This window comes from Erythrobacter sp. RANMB8, assembly GCF_056848235.1.
The window spans coordinates 184,347-201,314 of sequence record NZ_JBREHG010000004.1 but is presented as its reverse complement, the minus strand read 5'-3'; the positions used below and the strand labels follow the sequence as shown (position 1 = coordinate 201,314).

11 protein-coding genes are annotated in these 16,968 nt (G+C 65.6%); 4 read left to right on the top strand and 7 right to left on the bottom strand.

Going from position 1 to position 16,968, the window contains the following annotated elements:
- Positions 1-10: 10 nt before the first annotated feature.
- Entirely contained in the window at positions 11-1,579 is a 1,569-nt protein-coding gene (locus ACU0AG_RS08530; RefSeq protein WP_482781841.1) for a SulP family inorganic anion transporter, read from the top strand.
- 25 nt (positions 1,580-1,604) lie between these two features.
- Here ACU0AG_RS08530 and ACU0AG_RS08525 read toward each other — a convergent pair whose 3' ends face one another.
- Positions 1,605-1,970, bottom strand: coding sequence for an ArsR/SmtB family transcription factor (locus ACU0AG_RS08525; RefSeq protein ID WP_482781840.1), 366 nt, complete (start codon positions 1,968-1,970; stop codon positions 1,605-1,607).
- 14 nt (positions 1,971-1,984) lie between these two features.
- Complete coding sequence (locus ACU0AG_RS08520; RefSeq protein ID WP_482781839.1) at positions 1,985-3,154, bottom strand: hypothetical protein; 1,170 nt, start codon at positions 3,152-3,154, stop codon at positions 1,985-1,987.
- A 202-nt stretch (positions 3,155-3,356) separates the two neighbouring features.
- Between ACU0AG_RS08520 and ACU0AG_RS08515 the strand changes: the two genes are divergently transcribed.
- Entirely contained in the window at positions 3,357-5,312 is a 1,956-nt protein-coding gene (locus tag ACU0AG_RS08515; RefSeq protein ID WP_482781838.1) for an alkyl/aryl-sulfatase, read from the top strand.
- Here ACU0AG_RS08515 and ACU0AG_RS08510 read toward each other — a convergent pair.
- The 5 genes from ACU0AG_RS08510 to ACU0AG_RS08490 all read right to left on the bottom strand — a co-directional run bounded on the left by ACU0AG_RS08510 (position 5,309) and on the right by ACU0AG_RS08490 (position 14,373).
- On the bottom strand, positions 5,309-7,702 hold the full coding sequence (locus ACU0AG_RS08510; protein ID WP_482781837.1) for a glycoside hydrolase family 3 protein: 2,394 nt from the start codon (positions 7,700-7,702) through the stop codon (positions 5,309-5,311). The two genes, ACU0AG_RS08515 and ACU0AG_RS08510, sit on opposite strands and share 4 nt — an antisense overlap.
- A 92-nt stretch (positions 7,703-7,794) precedes the next feature.
- Positions 7,795-8,988 carry an MFS transporter gene (locus tag ACU0AG_RS08505; protein ID WP_482781836.1) on the bottom strand — a complete coding sequence of 398 codons (1,194 nt, stop codon included), beginning with the start codon at positions 8,986-8,988 and terminating at the stop codon, positions 7,795-7,797.
- Positions 8,985-10,064 carry a LacI family DNA-binding transcriptional regulator gene (locus ACU0AG_RS08500; RefSeq protein ID WP_482781835.1) on the bottom strand — a complete coding sequence of 360 codons (1,080 nt, stop codon included), beginning with the start codon at positions 10,062-10,064 and terminating at the stop codon, positions 8,985-8,987. Before ACU0AG_RS08500 ends, ACU0AG_RS08505 begins: the two co-directional genes overlap by 4 nt.
- 22 nt (positions 10,065-10,086) lie before the next feature.
- Positions 10,087-11,064, bottom strand: coding sequence for a glycoside hydrolase family 16 protein (locus tag ACU0AG_RS08495; RefSeq protein ID WP_482781834.1), 978 nt, complete (start codon positions 11,062-11,064; stop codon positions 10,087-10,089).
- Positions 11,065-11,076: 12 nt separating this feature from the next.
- Positions 11,077-14,373: a TonB-dependent receptor gene (locus ACU0AG_RS08490; protein ID WP_482781833.1), complete on the bottom strand. Its 3,297-nt coding sequence runs from the start codon at positions 14,371-14,373 to the stop codon at positions 11,077-11,079.
- Between the two features lie 193 nt (positions 14,374-14,566).
- On the opposite strand from ACU0AG_RS08490, the gene ACU0AG_RS08485 reads away from it, so the two are divergent.
- Together ACU0AG_RS08485 and ACU0AG_RS08480 are read left to right on the top strand one after the other, a co-directional pair.
- A complete protein-coding gene (locus ACU0AG_RS08485) occupies positions 14,567-16,078 on the top strand; it encodes a tryptophan halogenase family protein (protein ID WP_482781832.1) in 1,512 nt (503 codons plus the stop codon).
- Between the two features lie 89 nt (positions 16,079-16,167).
- Complete coding sequence (locus ACU0AG_RS08480; RefSeq protein WP_482781831.1) at positions 16,168-16,968, top strand: nucleotidyltransferase family protein; 801 nt, start codon at positions 16,168-16,170, stop codon at positions 16,966-16,968.

Genomic DNA, 16,968 nt, shown 5'->3' with positions numbered 1-16,968 from the left:
GTTTCCCCCTATGAAGCCCGTGTCTACCGAAAGCCTGACACCAGCCGTGGTCGGACGCGATTTTCTCGCGTCGATCGTGGTCTTTCTGGTCGCCCTGCCGCTGTGCATGGGGATCGCGATCGCTTCGGGGGCACCGCCTGCCCTCGGACTGATCACCGGGATCGTCGGCGGGCTGGTGGTCGGCACGCTGGCCGGATCGCCGCTGCAGGTCAGCGGGCCGGCTGCGGGGATGGCGGTGCTGGTTTACCAGCTGGTGCAGGAACACGGGTTGATCATGCTCGGCGTGGTCGGCCTGATCGCGGGCGGCCTGCAATTGCTGGCCGGCGCATTGAAGCTGGGGCAGTGGTTCCGGGCGATCTCCCCCTCGGTGATCCACGGGATGCTGGCGGGGATCGGGGTGCTGATCTTTGCTTCGCAGCTGCACGTGATGCTGGATGATGCGCCGCGCGCCAACGGGCTGCTCAACATCGCTGCCATCCCCGAAGCCATCGCCAAGGTCTTCCCGGCGGATGGATCGGTGCACCATCTGGCAGCCATGGCGGGGATCGTCACCATCATCACCATTGTGCTCTGGAACCAGTTCAAGCCGAAGAATCTGTCGCTGATCCCCGGCCCGCTGCTCGGGGTGATTGTCGGCACGGTGTTCGCGGTTGCCTTTGCCCTGCCGATCACTCTGGTGGAATTGCCGGAAACGCTCGCGAGCGGCCTCAACATCCCGACCTCGGAGGCGCTCGCCGGGTTCACCAACCCCGACATCCTGACGCTCGGCCTCGTCTTCGCCTTCGTGGCGAGTGCCGAGACCCTGCTGTGCGCTACGGCGGTGGACAAGATGCACATTGGCGCACGCACCGATTACGACAAGGAACTGCGGGCGCAGGGCGTCGGCAACATGATCTGCGGCGCGCTGGGCGCGCTGCCGATGACCGGCGTGATCGTTCGCTCCTCCGCCAATGTCGATGCCGGGGCAACGACGCGGATTTCGGCAATCATGCACGGCGCCTGGTTGCTGCTGGCCGTGGCGGCGTTCCCGTTCATTCTTAACGAGATTCCCACCTCGGTGCTCGCCGCGATCCTCGTCTACACCGGCTACAAGCTGGTCAATGTTGCCCAGATCAGGAAGATCGCCGAATTCGGCAAGCAGGAGCTGGCAATCTACTTCGCCACGCTGATCGGCGTTGTCGCCATTGACCTGCTGACCGGCGTGATCCTCGGCTTTGTGCTGGCGACGCTGAAGCTGGTCTACACCTTCTCGCACCTCGAAATCCGGCGCGAGCATGATGCAGCGACCAACCGGATCGATTTGTGGATGACCGGCTCGGCCACGTTCTTCTCGATCCCGCAGCTCGGCAAGGCGCTCGAAAGCTCGCCCTTCGGCTCTGAAGTGCACATCCACGTCGAGAAGCTGGAGTATATCGACCACGCCTGCCTGGAGATGCTCTCCTCGTGGGAGAAGCTGCATCAGAGCACCGGCGGCTCGCTGATCGTGGAATGGAGCGAGCTGGTCGAACGCTATGGCCGCCGTTCGGAAGATCCGAGCAAGACCGAAATCCGCGCATTGATGACCCGCCCCGCCGCCTGACCGCGGCAGGGGCGGCATCGCCGCATCAGATCACCGTTTCGACCGCTTCGGCCTGCCACAATTGCTTGGCGTGCTGGATATCGGTGGCGCTGGCGCGGCCGAGGCGGTGAGCGATAAAGTCGATCCCCTCGATCAGCCAAAGCGCCAGTTCGGGCTGGGCAAGGCGGTAAACCCGCTTTTGGCCGTGGGTCTCCGTCTCGACCAGAGCGATCGCCCGCAGCACGCCGAGATGCTGCGACACGCGCGTGGGGGAAATCTCCAGAATATCGCCCAGCTCGTTCACGGTCTGGTCGCCCGCCTGCAGTTTCAGCAGCAGGCGGATACGATCAGGGTGCGAGATCTGGCGCAGCACATGGGCCAGTTCGTTGGCGACGATCTTGCGGCTTGGCATGTCAGCTACCTTTTCTAGCGAGAGGAGAGGGGGGGATTTGATATAACAACGCGCAATGATCGCATTTGGCTCCCCGGATTTGCAGTTTCTGCAAACGGAAGCGCTCGCCAGGCCGGAATCTCGCGCTTGCCGGGGATCAGTCCTGCGGTGAGCCTGTCAACAAACCCGGCATCACTGACCGTCGTGACATAGGGCGCGTCCGAACCGCGGCCGGGCGTCGTGACCCCGCTGTCGCGCAGCCGCGCCCAACCCTGATGCAGCCGCCGTGCCGCATGCAGACACCCGCCATGGCGCAGCGCAAGTGCGAGCGCCTGTATCAATGCGGGCGCATCGAGCGCCGGGCGCGACAGCCCCTCGCCTGCCGCCTCGCAGGTCACCCAGCGGGGGGCTTGTCCGCGGGCGCCGCCGTGCCAGACCATGGGCCAGGGGCCCCGCACGCCGGTTGCCTCGGACAGCAGAGTAAACACGATGCCCCGCACATCGGGCATGGCGATGATCGCGTCCCAGCCGGTGGCGCCGGCAGCCAGCGGACGCAGCGCTTCCTCGATGGACAGCAAATCCAGCATCAGCCCCTCCCCGCGCATCGCCTGTCCTGCCATCATCAGCTGGCGGGCTGTCGCATTGCGCTGACGGGCCGGGACAATGATCGCCACCCGCTCGCGTCCTTCCGTGCGGGCCGCCGCAATCATTGCCCTGAGTACGGCGAGACCAGGCTGGGGCGGAGTGCCTGCCTCTTCAATGGTGCAGGCCGATGGCAGGGGCGACATCAGCATGACATCAACGCCGCGCTGGCGCATGCCGCCTCCTGCACCGTGATCGAGCAGATAGCTGGCCACCCATTGCGCTTTGGGCAGCGCGGGCAAACCGCCATATTGCAGCGCGCCCGGCGACCACGCGTGCCACGGCGCGAACACCGGTGCGCTTTGCGCCGATGCCTGCCAGCCGCCAATTGCCAGACGGCGCGGCGTCGCAAAGGGTACAAGGGTCGCGCTGATTCCGAGCCATTCCAGCAGCTGTCCGGTTGCCGCCTGCCATTCCTCTGGCGCCGGCTCGGGGGGCAGTGCCAGCGCAAAGGGCGCAGAAACGACCGAAAGCTCAGGCCCGGCACTCGCCCGGCGGCCCGAAACTGCCGCAGCGCCGGCAAGATCATTCGACCTTTCGACCATCTGTCCGCTCATTTCCATCGCTTGCACCTTTCGTGTCGTTGGAACGCGGCGCGATCTCTAGACTCGGGCGGACAATCGGAAAAATTCAATCTTTCTTCACAAACGTTCTATAATTTGAAAGTTTGAAGATTGGCGATTCCCGGCCCCGAAAACCGCAGGAATGCTTGAATCCCGACCTCGTCACAGGCATCACCGCTGCGGGACGAGAGGGACATTTTCGATGAACACAGCACTTTTCCGCACAGCGGCAGCGTTGGTTGCGGTCGCCGCCGCGGCACCACCCGTCATGGCACAGGACGCCGCCAGCGAGGCCACCCGCGCTGCCCAGACCGACGCCCTTGCGCAGCTCCCCCCCGAAGGCACCCGCGACGCCGGTTTCTCCACCCGCGGCTTCCTTGCAACGCGCAAGGAGCCGGTGATCACAGACGCCAGCGGCAAGCCGGTCTGGAACCTTGCCGCCTATGCCTTTGTCGATGGCCCTGCCCCCGCCACGGTCCACCCCAGCCTGTGGCGGCATATGCGGCACCTGAAGCATCACGGCCTCTACAAGGTCACCGACAATATCTGGCAGGTGCGCGGGTTCGACCTTTCGAACATGACCATCGTGCGCGGACGGACCGGCTGGATCGTGATCGACCCGCTCACCAGTGTCGAGACTGCCAGAGCGGCGATGGAACTGGTCAACGCCACGCTTGGCGCGCGTCCGGTCAGCGCAGTGATCTATTCGCATAGCCATGCCGACCATTTCGGCGGCGTGCGCGGGGTGGTCGATCCGGCGGAGGTCGCGGCGGGACGCACGCAGGTGATCGCGCCCGAAGGCTTCATGGAAGAAGCCACGTCGGAAAACGTCATGGCCGGCGGCGCGATGATGCGGCGCGCGTCGTTCCAGTTCGGCACGGGCATCAATCCCGGATCGACCGGCCAGATGGGCAGTGGGATCGGCATGGCTGTTTCGGGCGGCACGCTGTCCCTGATCGCACCGACCGCCACTGTCGCGGCCACTGGCGATGCCCGCGATGTCGACGGCGTCAGAATCGAATTCCAGATGGTTTCAGGCAGCGAGGCACCGGCCGAGTTCAATGTCTTCGTCGCGCCCGAAAAGGCATTTCTGGCGGCCGAAATCGCCACCTGCACCCTTCACAATATCCTTACCCCGCGCGGCGCCAAGGTGCGCGACGCCCGCGCCTGGGCGCATTATCTCGATGAAGCCGTGACCCGCTATGCCCCGCAGAGCGACGTCGTGATCTCCAGCCACTGCTGGCCGATCTTCGGCAAGGCGGAAGGCACCGCATGGCTCGCCGCCCAGCGCGACAATTACCGCTGGCTGCACGACCAGACCGTGCGCCGGATGAACCGCGGCGAGACGATGCACGAGATTGCCGAGGCGCTGGAAAACGGCGCCCCGCCAGCGCTCGCGCAGGAATGGTCGACCCATGGCTATTACGGCACGGCCAGCCACAACGCGAAGGCGATCTACCAGTTCTATCTCGGCTGGTACGATGCGGTCCCGGCCAACCTTCACGCCCACCCGCCGGTGGCGCGGGCCACACGTCTGATCGAAGCGCTGGGCGGCAGCGAACGGACCATGGCGCTTGCCCGCAACGCCATGGCCGAAGGCGATTACCGCTGGGCCTCGGACCTGCTGCAAAACCTCGTCTTTGCAGCGCCGGGGGACGAGGCGGCGAAGGCGCTGCTCGCCGAAAGCTATGAACAGCAGGGCTTTCAGGCCGAAAGCGCGATCTGGCGCAACCAGTTCCTTGCCGCTGCAAGCGAGCTGCGCAAGGGCCGCGGGGCCATGGCTGCCGCGCAGAGCAGCGATCTGATCGCCGCGATTGCCACGCAGGAATTGCTCGATTCTGCTGCAACCCGCTTTGCGCCCGAACGGTTCGGTGCGCGCAAGCTGGCCGTGGCGCTCGATCTGACCGATCGCAAGGAGCAGGCGACCCTTGAAGCCAATGGCAGCGTGCTGATCGGCCGCGTCGGCAGCCTGCCTGCCGCACCCGATGTGACCATCCGCGGCCCGCGTGCGATGCTGCTGGCGATGCTGTTCCTGAAGCAACCGGTCAGCGCGATGCAGAACGCCGGGCTGAAGGTCGAAGGCGATGCCGCTGCCCTGCAGACCCTGATCGACGCGCTCGATCCGGTGCCGCAGGGCTTTGACATTGTCGTGCCCTAGAAAGAACACTCCGCCGAAGTCGCTGCCTCGTCACGGGTGATCTCGCTGATCTGGAGCGAGAACGCACCCTTCGAGGCAAAGGTCAGGCTGCCACCGGCCGTGCCAAGGCACGCGCTGGAGAGCACCATTTCGCGCCAGCCCTTGCCTTCGGCCACAGCCATCGGCTGGGTGATGTCGAATGCCTTGCCGCCCGCTGTCACCGTAACAGAAGCGTTGGGGCGCGCAGTGACCTGATAGGCGATGCGCCACGCTGCGGTGCTTTCCGGCCCGGTCAGCGTCACCTTGGCGCCCGGAGCAAAGGCAATGCGGCGCGCGTCTTCCTGCGCCTTGCGATCGATCCCGCTGGCAGTGATGCCATTGCCGCCGCCGCGCAGATCGGGAAGCAGCGCATTGTCGGCCACCGCCTGCACCTGCATCCCCAGCTTGCCGCTGGCGAACCACACTGCGCCGGTATCCTGCGTCAGGGCGTTGCAGGTCTCGTCGAGCGGATCGAGGCGGGCCGACGCGGTCAGATCAAGCCCGAAGCCGAGCGGAAACAGCGCGCCCGAAGGCGAATTGACCGGCGCGCCTTCGCAGGTTGCGGGCCAGCTGAACGACAGGCGCCCGGTCGCGGGACGCTGTCCGAACAGCACGTCCGCCACCCCTGCCCCTTCGCTCCCCGGCAGCCACGCGGCAACGAAGGCGTCAGCGGCATTAAGCTCGCGGTTCATCCACAAGGGGCGACCGGACAGGAACACCGCCACCGTTGGCACGCCGCGCTGGCGATAGGCCTTGAGCAGTTCCAGCCCCTCCTCGTCGCGGAAGGCCATATCCTTCCGGTCGCCGACGAATTCGGCATAGGGTTCCTCGCCGAACACGACGATCGCCACATCGGGCTTGCTAGCGGACGGGCCGTCCGAGGCCAGCACCGCGCTGCCACCGCTGGCCTTGGCCGCTGCGGCAATCCCGGCATAGATCGACGTTGCACCGGGGAAATCCGCCGCAGTCAGATCGCCGCCGCCCTGCCAGGTGACCGACCAGCCGCCTGCCTGTTGCGGAATATTGTCCGCCGCACTGCCGGCGACCTCGATCCGCGCACCAGCCTTGAGCGGCAGCACGCCGTGGTTCTTGAGCAGCACCTGCGATTTCGCCACCGCTTCGCGCGCGATGGCGCGGTGTTCGGGCGAACCGAGCAGGTCCCACTTGCCGCCATGGGCCCGCTGCGAGGGCTTCACCTCGCCATCGAAAATGCCGAGCTGCTGCTTCAGCCGCAGCACGCGCAGCACCGCCTCGTCCAGCCGCGCCATCGGGATCCGCCCGCTTTTCACCTGCTTCACGAGGTTGGCGTGAAGCGCCTTCCAGTCTTCGGGCACCATGTACACATCAAGCCCGGCCAGCAGCGCCTGCGGACAATTGGCATTGGTGCATCCATCCACTTGCCCGTGGCCGTTCCAGTCACCGACAACCAGCCCGCCAAACCCGAGATTGCCGCGCAGCTCGCCGGTCAGCAGCGGTGCGTTGCCGTGCATCTTGGTGCCGTTGATCGAATTGAAGCTGGCCATCACGCTTGCAACGCCTGCGCCGATGGCCGCCGGATAGGGCGCGGCGTGAATCGCCATCAGTTCCTTCAGGTCGCCGTTGACATCGCCCTGATCGACCCCCTGCGCCGTGCCACCATCGCCGAAGAAGTGCTTGGCGGTGGCCGCCACCTTCCCCGCGCCGAGGAAGCCGGGTTCGCCCGGACGCCCTTGCAGGCCTTCGACCATCGCCGCGCCCAGCTTGCTGACCAGCGCCGGGTCTTCCGAATAGCTTTCGTAAGTGCGACCCCAGCGGTCGTCCCGCGCCACTGCGATGGTGGGCGCGAAGGTCCAGTCGATGCCGGTCACCTCGATCTCGACCGCTGTGGCGGCACCAATGCGGCGGATCAGATCGGCATCGCCCGTCGCCCCCAGCGCGATGTTGTGCGGGAACACCGTTGCGCCGATCACATTGGCATGGCCGTGCACCGCGTCGGTGGCCCAGACTGCGGGGATCACCGGCTCGCCCTTGGGCAGGGGTGCGGTGGAGGCTTCCCAGTATTCGTCGGCCAGCTTCAGCCAGTCGGCTGCGGGGGCCTTGTCATCGCCATAGGGGCCGGAATTGCCGCCATTGAGGATCGTGCCGAAGCGATACTTGCGCACATCCTTCGGCGTGATCGAGCCGATGTCAGGCATGACGAGCTGCGCGACCTTGCGCTCCATACTCATCCGGGCGAGCAGAGCCTCGGGCGAATTGGCCGGGGCAGCCACTTCGGCTGCCGCACTGCCCGAACGCACCTCAGGCGCGCCTGCACAGCCGGCCACCAGCGCTCCGAGCGCCGCGCCGCAGGCCAACCGCCCGATCGCCAGACGCCCGATCAATCCTTGCACCATCGGAACAGTCCCTCCCAAGACCGCATATTTTTTGAGAACGTTATCAAACTATGCCTGCCCGCACCCTTTTTGGCAAGCATCAAGGCACGTTTTCAATCCCGGCGGAGCTGTGCGGCAAGCAATCCGGCGCTCGCCAGCGAAAGCGCGGCAAACAGCACGAACAGCGCCGAAAAGCCAAAGGCGGGCACCAGCAGCACCGTCAACCACGGCATGACCATGCCGGGCACGGTGTTGGTGAGGTTGAACAGGCCCAGATCCCGCCCGCGATGCTGCGGGGCAGGCAGCACCCGCAGGGTCTGGCCCGAATGCAGCGAGAGGAAAATCGCGGCCGCGATCGCGAACAGGACATAGCCGGCAATCGCCCAGTGCAGCGTCTGCGCGGCGGCCATCACCAGCATGCCGGCCGCGCAGAGCAGCGCACTTATCACCAGAGGCTGCACCGGGCGGCCATGCTGGTCTGACCAGCGGCCCAGCAACAACGAAAGCGGCACAGCGCAAACCAGCACGACACTGAAGATATTGGCCGCGCCGTTTTCGGGATATTCGGGCGCGATCGATCGCAGCCAGAACAACAGGAAAGCGAACATTCCGCCCTCGGCCACCTGCACCAGCAACCGCGCCGTCCACATCCGCGCCACGACCCGGTCCCGCGGACGCCCGGGACCGGGCAAGGCAGCGGCAGGCTGCATCAGGCCGGGTTGCGCCCTGTCCTTTCCCAGCATGATGGCAGGCAGCACCAGTGCGCTCACCAGCACCGTGACCAGCGGCAGCCGCGCGTCCGGCGCGACCATGCCGGCATAGGTGACGAAGGATCCCGCCAGGGCCCCCAGCGCCGGAGCCAGCGCCAGTGCGCCGCCCAGCACGCCCTTTTGTGCGTCGGGAAAACAATCCCCCGCCCACGCCATCAGCGGCGCAAGCATCAGGTTGAGCGCCACCTGCCAGCACATCACCAGCACGATGATTTCGGTCACCGATCCAGCCCGGCCCACGGCCAGCAGCAGCAGATTCGAGGCGACAAGGCCGGCGATGATCCACGGGCGCCGCATGCGACTGCGATCGCTGAGCGTCCCGACGGCGATATTGGCAAGGCTGGCCATCAGCGCGCCGAGGAAGATCACCTGCGACAGCGCGGCAACATCCTCGCCCCCCTGCAATTCGGCGATGCGTTGCGGCAGGAGCACCGTCAGCAGCGGAACATAGGCAACCGCGCCGCCTGCCGCCGCCAGTGCGAACAGGGCAAGGAACCAGCGCGGCTGCGGCTCTGGCGCGGGGACAGACGCGCTCAAACCGCGTCCGGCACCGGGGTTGCGGCGCGCACCGGCGCGGGCGCGGTCGACGAACGTTCGACCAGGCCTGCCGCCACTTCGATCACCGGCTTGTCATCCCCGTCATCGACCCGTGCGATCAGCTGTTCGACCGCCACCGAGACAGTCTCGGCAATCGGCTGGTCGACCGCGGTCAGCGGCGGCTGCGAAAACCGCACGATCGGGGTGTTGTCGAAGGAAATCAGCGACAGGTCCCGCGGCACATCCAGCCCGCGATCGCGCGCGACTTCGAGCGCGGCGAGCGTCATCTGGTCGCTGCTGGCAATAATCGCGGTGAGATCGGGGAAGCGATCGAGCAGCGCACGCGCCGCCCGGGTGCCCGATTCGTATCCGAAATCGCCGCGTTCCAGCAATCCGGCGCTGGGCAGACCAGCTTCGGCCATTGCCTGTTCCCAGCCATTGATGCGCCATCCGCTCAGGCTGTATTGCGCAGGGCCGGCAATCATCCCGATCCGCCTGTGCCCCAGTTCGATCAGGCGGCGCGTGGCAAGCTGCGCCGCGCCGTGATCGCCCATGGTCAGCGCGATGCCCGGCCCCGGTGCGTCAGAGCCGATCCGCGCAAAGGGAATGTCCCGTGCCGCCAGCAGATCGGTGATCAGGCGGTTTTCCGAGTGCGGCGGGGTGAGGATCACGCCATCGGGCTGCAAGGCGGAAAGCGCCGCGCCCAGCTCGCGCTCGACATGGTCGGAATGGGTGTCAACCAGTTCCACCATCATCCGGTAGCCGTGCTGGCTACAGGTCAGGATCCCGCCCAGCAGCATCTGGTCGACCCAGTCCGTCCCGCGCCGCTCGCGCCAGTCGGCCAGCGTGCGTTCGCGATCATTGATGGCAAGGATGATGTAGGATCGCGACCCGCTCATCCGCTGTGCCGCGAGGCTTGGAACATAGCCGAGCCGGTCGATCGCAGCCTGCACCTTGTCGCGCAGCTGCGGGCGCACGTTGGGGCCACCGTTGACCACCCGGCTCACCGTTTGGAGAGAAACCCCCGCTTCCTCGGCCACGTCCCTGATCGTGACAGTCTTGCGCACCCGCGCCATTGTTCCCCGCGTCCCTGTCCGCCTACTTCATGCAGGCGCGACCCCTTTCGGGATCGCTGCTGCAACGATAGACCCTGATCCAATCGATTGCGAATTGCGCGGGAAAACTGCTGGCGGCAACCCCTTTTGCGTTGTTTTCTTCCGACAGACGCCCGCCCACCGCAAGGTTGGCCATCACGTAGAACGGCTGATCGAAGGGGGCAGCGGGCCGCCCCTTCGCCTTGGGCGAGGCTGTCTGCCACTGATCGGCGGTGACTGTCAGATGCACGCGGTCATCCACCATGAAGCGGATCAACCCCTCGCCCCATTCGACCGCATAGACATGGAAATCGTCCGAAGGCAGCGCCAGATCGGGCAGTGTGGCGCGGCCATCGACATAGCGGTTCTGCGGCGCATAATTGCCGAAATGCAGCGCGCTGATGGTGCGGTTCTCGCCCTTCCCGCCCTCGCAGACCTTGCACTTGGCCCCGATGTTGACCGCTTCGAGGATGTCGATCTCGCCCGATCGCGGCCAGCTGCCATAGACATTGTCCTGCGGCATCATCCACACCGCCGGCCATGTGCCCTGCCCCGCCGGCACCCTCGCCCGCGCCTCGATCCGGCCATAGCGCCAGGCGTGCAGGCCGATGGTGCGCACCTTGCCCGAGGTGTGCGACTGGGTGACGCTGGGGTTTGGGTCATCGGCAATCTCGGGCGGGCGCGCAGGGCCGGTGAAACGTTCCTTGCGCGCTTTCAGCAGCAGCATCCCGCCCTCGACCGCGATATTCTCGGGCCGGTCGGTGTAGCATTGCCGTTCAAAATTGCCGCCGCCCCAGCACGAGACTTCGGGCGTCCACTTGCTGCGGTCGAGGCTGTCGCCTTCGAACTCGTCAGCCCACACAAGTTCCCAGCCCGCCCCTTCGAGCGGCGCTGTCACCGGTGCTTGCGGCGCCTTTGCCGCGCCGGAAAGCAGCAGGGCCGCTGTCAGCGTGCCCGCCTTCAGCAGCCCTGCCATTGTCATGATCCGGCCCTCTTAGAAGTCGAAGCGGGCAAGGAAGGTGAAGCGACGGTCGTTCCGGAAGGCCGAACGGACCACCCGCGTGCCGTCGAAATCGATCACCTGGCTGGTGCGGGTGACTTCGTCGAGCAGGTTCACGCCCTGCACGCCGAGCTTCAGGCCGTCCATCACCGAGACGAAAATCGACGCATCGAGCTGGCCGGTGGATTCACCCCAGATCGGCGAGAACGGGAAGATGTCGTCACGCGGAGTGATCAGGAACGCCGAACGCCAGTTGTAGGCGGCGCGCATCGACAGCCAGTCCTTTTCGTAGAACACCGTCGCGTTGATGGTGTTCTTCGAGATCCCGGCCAGCGGCTGGCCCGCAGCAAGCGGACCCTGCGTCCCGCCACGGTCGATGTTGCTGAAATCGCCGCCATCGACATAGGTGTAGGTCAGCTGCGTGCCCAGACCGCTCAGCAGACCCGGCAGGAAGTCATAGGTCTGCTGATAGGCGACTTCGACCCCCTTGAGCAGGCCGTCCTGGAAGTTGACCGGCCCGTTGACCAGCACATCCACCGCCGGCACTTCGGGGCTCTGGAATTCGACCACGGCCACGCCCGGCCCGACGATCCCCTTGAGATCCTTGAGGAAGCCGTTGACCGTCAGCGAGCCGACCCGGTCAAAATACCATTCGACCGACAGATCGTAGTTCCAGGTTTCGATCGGGCGCAGATTGCGGTTGCCGGTCGAAAGTGCGAACAGCGGACCGGTTGCCCGTGCCTGATCGTCGCGCAGTGCGGCGGTGAAATCACCCAGCACCCCGCCCGAACGGAAATCGCCCAGATCGGGCCGGCTGATGCCCTTCGACACAGCGGCGCGGAACAGCAGGCCGTTGCCGGTGTCGAGCAAGGCGTTAAAGCTCGGCAGCCAGTTGTCGAACACCACCGCGCGGTCATCGATCAGGATTTCGCCGGTATGGGCAGCCGCGAATTCTGCCTGACGAGCGGGCGAGAGGCGGCAGTAGCCGGGGAACTGGTCCGAAGGCAGGCCCGCTGCGCGGTCACAGGCGGCGGTGATTTCCGAAACCTGGACAACGCCGTCACCGTTGCCGCCCGAAATGACCGCGTCGAACTGCTGCGGGTTGGGGAAGCCGATCAGACCGGCGGCCACCACTTCGGTTTCGACATAGCGTAGGCCGATATTGCCCGACAGCTTCCAGCCGTTGCCGAAATCGGTGCCGTAATCGATCCGCGCATAGGCTGCGCGGGTCTGTTCGGCGACCTGGTTGATTTCAGGCGCGCAGAACGGATCGCACGGCTCGACCTGATTCGTGACCGGGTTGAAGAACTCGCGCCCGCGCACACCGAAGAACGGGTTCGGCGTCTGCGAGAAGGTGTTGATTTCGCGAGCCTGCGTGGCCGAAGCACCCGACAGGTATTCGCCAAGGAAATCGTCCCCGCCGAAGAAGAAGGTGCCGACCGGCAGCGGCGCCGGCGCATTGCCGCGCTGGAAGCCTGCACCAAACGGCGTGAACTGGGTGGCGTAGTTCGGGAAATCGTCGACGAAGGCGCCGCCGCCGATCGCGAATTCCTGACCGGGCAGGCCGGTGAAATAGCGGCCCGCCTGGAACCCGCCGGTGGCAGCACAGCCGGGACCGGCGTTCCACGGCGCACAGCCTGCGCGCCCGGCCCACACCGCCGAAAGGTTACCCCAGGTGGTGAAGTTGGTATCGCGCGTCACACGGTCACGATCCGACCAGCGCGCACCGAAGCGCACCTTCTTGAAGAAGCCTTCGTCGCTGATGTCGTATTCGGCATCGAGCTTGAGGCTGTCCAGCTCACCCTCGTTGCGGGCGATGCTGTCGAGCAGGAACCAGTAATAGGTGTTCCGGCCCGAAGTGAAGTAATCCGACGGCGCGCCCGGAGGGGCAAGGAATTCCACCTGCGGCGTGCGCCCGGTGTTGTCGATGGCGATGTTCGCCCAGGAATTCATCGTCCCGATCACGCCATCCTGACGCAGATCGGACGAGATGCGCTGCGCTTCGAAGTTCACGCGCAGACGATCGGTGATGTTCCAGTCGATATCGAACGAGAAATCTTCGGTGATCGCGCGCGTATCACGCTCGAACCGCAGGGTTTCGAAGGGGATACCACCCCGACCGAAGGGGTTGGCATAGGCATCGCCGATGCGCTGGCTCAGCACGCCGCGCTGGAAAATGCCGTTTTCGTCGAATTCCCAGGTGCTGCCAGCCGCCGGAACCGGGAACAGCAGGTCGTCATTGACCTGTGCGAGTGCCGAGAATTCCTTGGTGAAGAAGCTGGTTTCCGAACGCAGCCACTCGAAGGTCACGAGCACATCGCGGTTCGGGCTTTCGTACTGGACGACTGCCGAAATCGCCTCGCGCTCACGCTCGAGATCGGTGGTGCGCACGCCCGCACCCTTGGGAACGACCAGCGCGCCTGCGGGCGGGAAGTTGTCGGGCGTGAAGCTGGCATCGCCGAAGAAGCCGCCGCTGCCGACCGGGCGCGGACGCAAGCACCCGCCGTCAAGCGTGGCGGCGCGGTAGCACGGGTCGGTGATCTGCGAGGCATCGGTGCGGCTGATCAGCTTCGACTTGGCATAGCCGAGCTGGACACCGAGCGTGCCGGCATCGGTTTCATAGGTGGTCGAACCGGTCAGCGAGAAACCGGGCGAGGTTTCCTCGGCGAAATCACCATAGTTCGCTTCGATCGTGCCGGCGAGATGGGTGCCGGGGCGGTCGAGCGGCTTGCGGGTGACGAGGTTGACGGTGCCCGCGATGCCGCCTTCGATCATGTCGGCAGTGAGGTTCTTGAACACCTCGACGCGGCCGAGCAGTTCGGGCGAGACATCGTTGAAGTTCAGCGCGACGCCGCCGGTGGCCGAGAAGATGTCGCGCCCGTTCAGTTCCGAACGCACGAAGGGCAGACCGCGCACGATCACGCCGGTGCCTTCGACCGAGAAGCGGTCAGGGTCAGAGGGCTTTTCGAAGCGGCCGATGTTGACGCCGGGCACGCGCTGGAGCGCTTCGGCAACCGAACGGTCGGGTAGCGCGCCGATATCTTCGGCAGTGATCACGTCAACGAAGGTGTCGGCATTGCGCTTGAGGTTCTGTGCCGACGACAGGGCTGCGCGGAAGCCGGTAACGATAATGTCGCCTTCCGCAGGCTCGGCCACCTGTTCCGGAGCCTGATCTTCGGCCTCGGCGTCCTGCGCCATGGCCGGCGCGGCGGTTGCCGCGGAAATCGCCAGCGCCGAAGCGGTGCCGAGAGCGAACAGGCGCCGACGCGGCGCAACGCTTGCGAATTGCATGATCTTTCAACCTCCCCTTGCCGCATGACAGATTCGTGCCCGTCATTGCGTGTTGCGGACACTTCCTAGCACATCTTGAGAGCGTTCTCAAGACTTGTAATCTGCGGTTCATATTGCATTCTGGCAACACTTGGCGGGGCCGCAGAAACCCGCGATAACAGCGGGCATCGGCCCGGCAGGGATTGGAAAAAACGTGGCAATTCAACGCATCATTATCGTCGGCGGCGGAACGGCCGGGTGGATGGCAGCCGCTGCGCTGTCACGCATCAAGTCCGGGCGGGCTGTGGAAATCGCGCTGATCGAATCCGAAAGCATCGGCACCGTGGGCGTGGGCGAGGCAACGATTCCACCCTTTGTCGGGTTCAACGATCTACTCGGCATCAACGAGGCGGAAATGCTGGCCGAGGTCGGCGGCACCTTCAAACTGGGCATCCAGTTCGAAAACTGGGGCAAGCTGGGCGACAGCTACATCCACCCCTTCGGCGCCTATGGCTACACCATGGGCGGCATCAGCTTCCACCACGTCTGGCACCGCATGGCGCAAAGCGGGGACAAGCGGCCGATCCAGGTCTTCAACCTTGAAACCATGGCCGCCTATTTCGGCAAGTTTGCGCGCACGCAGGATTACCAGCGCGACGATCTGCCGCCGGTCAATTATGCCTATCACCTCGATGCGGGCCGATACGCCATGTTCCTGCGCAAGTTTGCCGAGGCCCGCGGGGTGGTGCGCCATGAAGGCCGGATTGCCGATGTCGCGCTGGATGGCGAAAGCGGCTTCGTGACCGGTGTGACGCTGGATGACGGGCGGCAGTTCGATGGCGATCTGTTCGTCGATTGCTCGGGCTTCCGCGGCCTGCTGATCGAACAGGCGCTCAAGACCGGCTATGACGACTGGAGCAATTATCTGCCCTGCAACCGCGCGGTTGCCCTGCCCTGCCAGCGCGAGGACGGCAGCCCACCCCCGCCCTTCACCCGCGCCACGGCCCACAGCGCCGGCTGGCAATGGCAGGTGCCGCTGCAACACCGCAACGGCAACGGCCATGTCTATTGCAGCGCTTTCATGGAAGACCAGCAGGCGCTCGACATCCTGCTCGGCAATATTGCGGGCAAGCCGCAGGCCGAGCCGAACTGGCTGCGTTTCGTCACCGGGCGCCGCAAGAAGTTCTGGAACAAGAATGTCGTCGCGCTGGGGCTGGCGGCGGGCTTCATGGAGCCGCTCGAATCAACCTCGATCCACCTCATCAACACCGGGATCGACAAGCTGATCTCGCTGTTGTCGCTCGACGGGATCACACAGGTGCAGGAGGATACCTTCAACCGCCTGACGGGCCGCGAATATGCCCGCATCCGCGATTTCCTGATCCTGCATTACAACGCCACCAGCCGCACCGATTCCGATTTCTGGAACCACGTGCGCACGATGGAGGTGCCCGACAGCCTGACCGAAAAGGTCGAACTGTTCCGCGCCAACGGCCAGATCTTCCGCGAGGAGGACGAGCTGTTCACCGAAACCAGCTGGGCGGCGGTGATGATGGGTCAGGGCATCCGCATGGGCGGCCACAACGCGATGGCCGATGCGCTCGACCCGGCGAAAACCGTCGAGGAAGTCAACGAGATGGAGCGTTCCATCCGCTATCTCGTGCAGCACATGCCGGGGCATGGCGATTACCTGAAGCGCTATTGCCCGGCACCGATGGCCGCATAACGCGGCGCGCGGGCGATTCTTGACAAATCGGGGCGCGGCCATGACAGAGCGGCGTCCTCCACCCCGCTTGCCCGAGGTTGCCCCACGCCATGAATGACGCATCCCCCGGCTGGACCGCGCTGGTGCTGGCCGGACAGCGTCCGGGTATCGATCCGGTGGCCGCCCATTTCGGATTGCAGGCCAAGGCGCTGATCCCGGTCGCGGGCGAGCCAATGCTGGGCCGCGTGCTGCGTGCGCTGGCGGATACGCCGCAGGTGGCGCGGATTATCGTCCTCGCCCAGAATGCCTCCGAACTGCTCGCCGATCCCGCGCTGGCGTGGGCTGCGCATGACGCGCGGATCGAGGCACGGGTTTCGGGCCGCACCATCAGCGGATCGGTGCTGGCCGCTGTCAGCGATCCCGCCATCGGCCTGCCGGTGCTGGTGACCACTGCTGATAATGTGATGCTCACCCCCGCAACCGTGGCCGAGTTTGTCACCGGTGCCAGCTCCGATGCGGGCGATGTGGCGGTGGCGATGGTCGAGCGCGGCAATCTGGAACAGGCTGTCGGCCCCAACCGCCGGACCTGGCTGGCGTTCAGGGGCGGTGCCTACACCGGCGCCAACCTGTTCGCCCTGACCGGACCCGGCGCAGCCTATGCGCTGCGGTTCTGGGAGCGGGTCGAACAGGATCGCAAATCGGTGCTGCGCCTTGCTGCCCATTTCGGGCCGGTGCTGATGGTGAAGCTCCTGCTGAAGCGCCTGACCCTGCATGGCGCACTGGCGGCAGCGGGCGCAAAGCTCGGCGCGCGGGCGGTGCCGGTGCTGCTGTCCGACGGCCGCATGGGCGTGGATGTCGACAAGCCCGAAGATCACGCGCTGGCCGAACGCCTGCTGGCGGAGCGGGGCTGA

Bases quoted from the DNA above. Each gene is read 5' to 3' on its own strand.
- ACU0AG_RS08530 (WP_482781841.1), top strand. From the start codon at position 11: ATGAAGCCCGTGTCTACCGAAAGCCTGACACCAGCCGTGGTCGGACGC.
- ACU0AG_RS08525 (WP_482781840.1), bottom strand. From the start codon at position 1,970: ATGCCAAGCCGCAAGATCGTCGCCAACGAACTGGCCCATGTGCTGCGC.
- ACU0AG_RS08520 (WP_482781839.1), bottom strand. From the start codon at position 3,154: ATGGAAATGAGCGGACAGATGGTCGAAAGGTCGAATGATCTTGCCGGC.
- ACU0AG_RS08515 (WP_482781838.1), top strand. From the start codon at position 3,357: ATGAACACAGCACTTTTCCGCACAGCGGCAGCGTTGGTTGCGGTCGCC.
- ACU0AG_RS08510 (WP_482781837.1), bottom strand. From the start codon at position 7,702: ATGGTGCAAGGATTGATCGGGCGTCTGGCGATCGGGCGGTTGGCCTGC.
- ACU0AG_RS08500 (WP_482781835.1), bottom strand. From the start codon at position 10,064: ATGGCGCGGGTGCGCAAGACTGTCACGATCAGGGACGTGGCCGAGGAA.
- ACU0AG_RS08495 (WP_482781834.1), bottom strand. From the start codon at position 11,064: ATGACAATGGCAGGGCTGCTGAAGGCGGGCACGCTGACAGCGGCCCTG.
- ACU0AG_RS08490 (WP_482781833.1), bottom strand. From the start codon at position 14,373: ATGCAATTCGCAAGCGTTGCGCCGCGTCGGCGCCTGTTCGCTCTCGGC.
- ACU0AG_RS08480 (WP_482781831.1), top strand. From the start codon at position 16,168: ATGAATGACGCATCCCCCGGCTGGACCGCGCTGGTGCTGGCCGGACAG.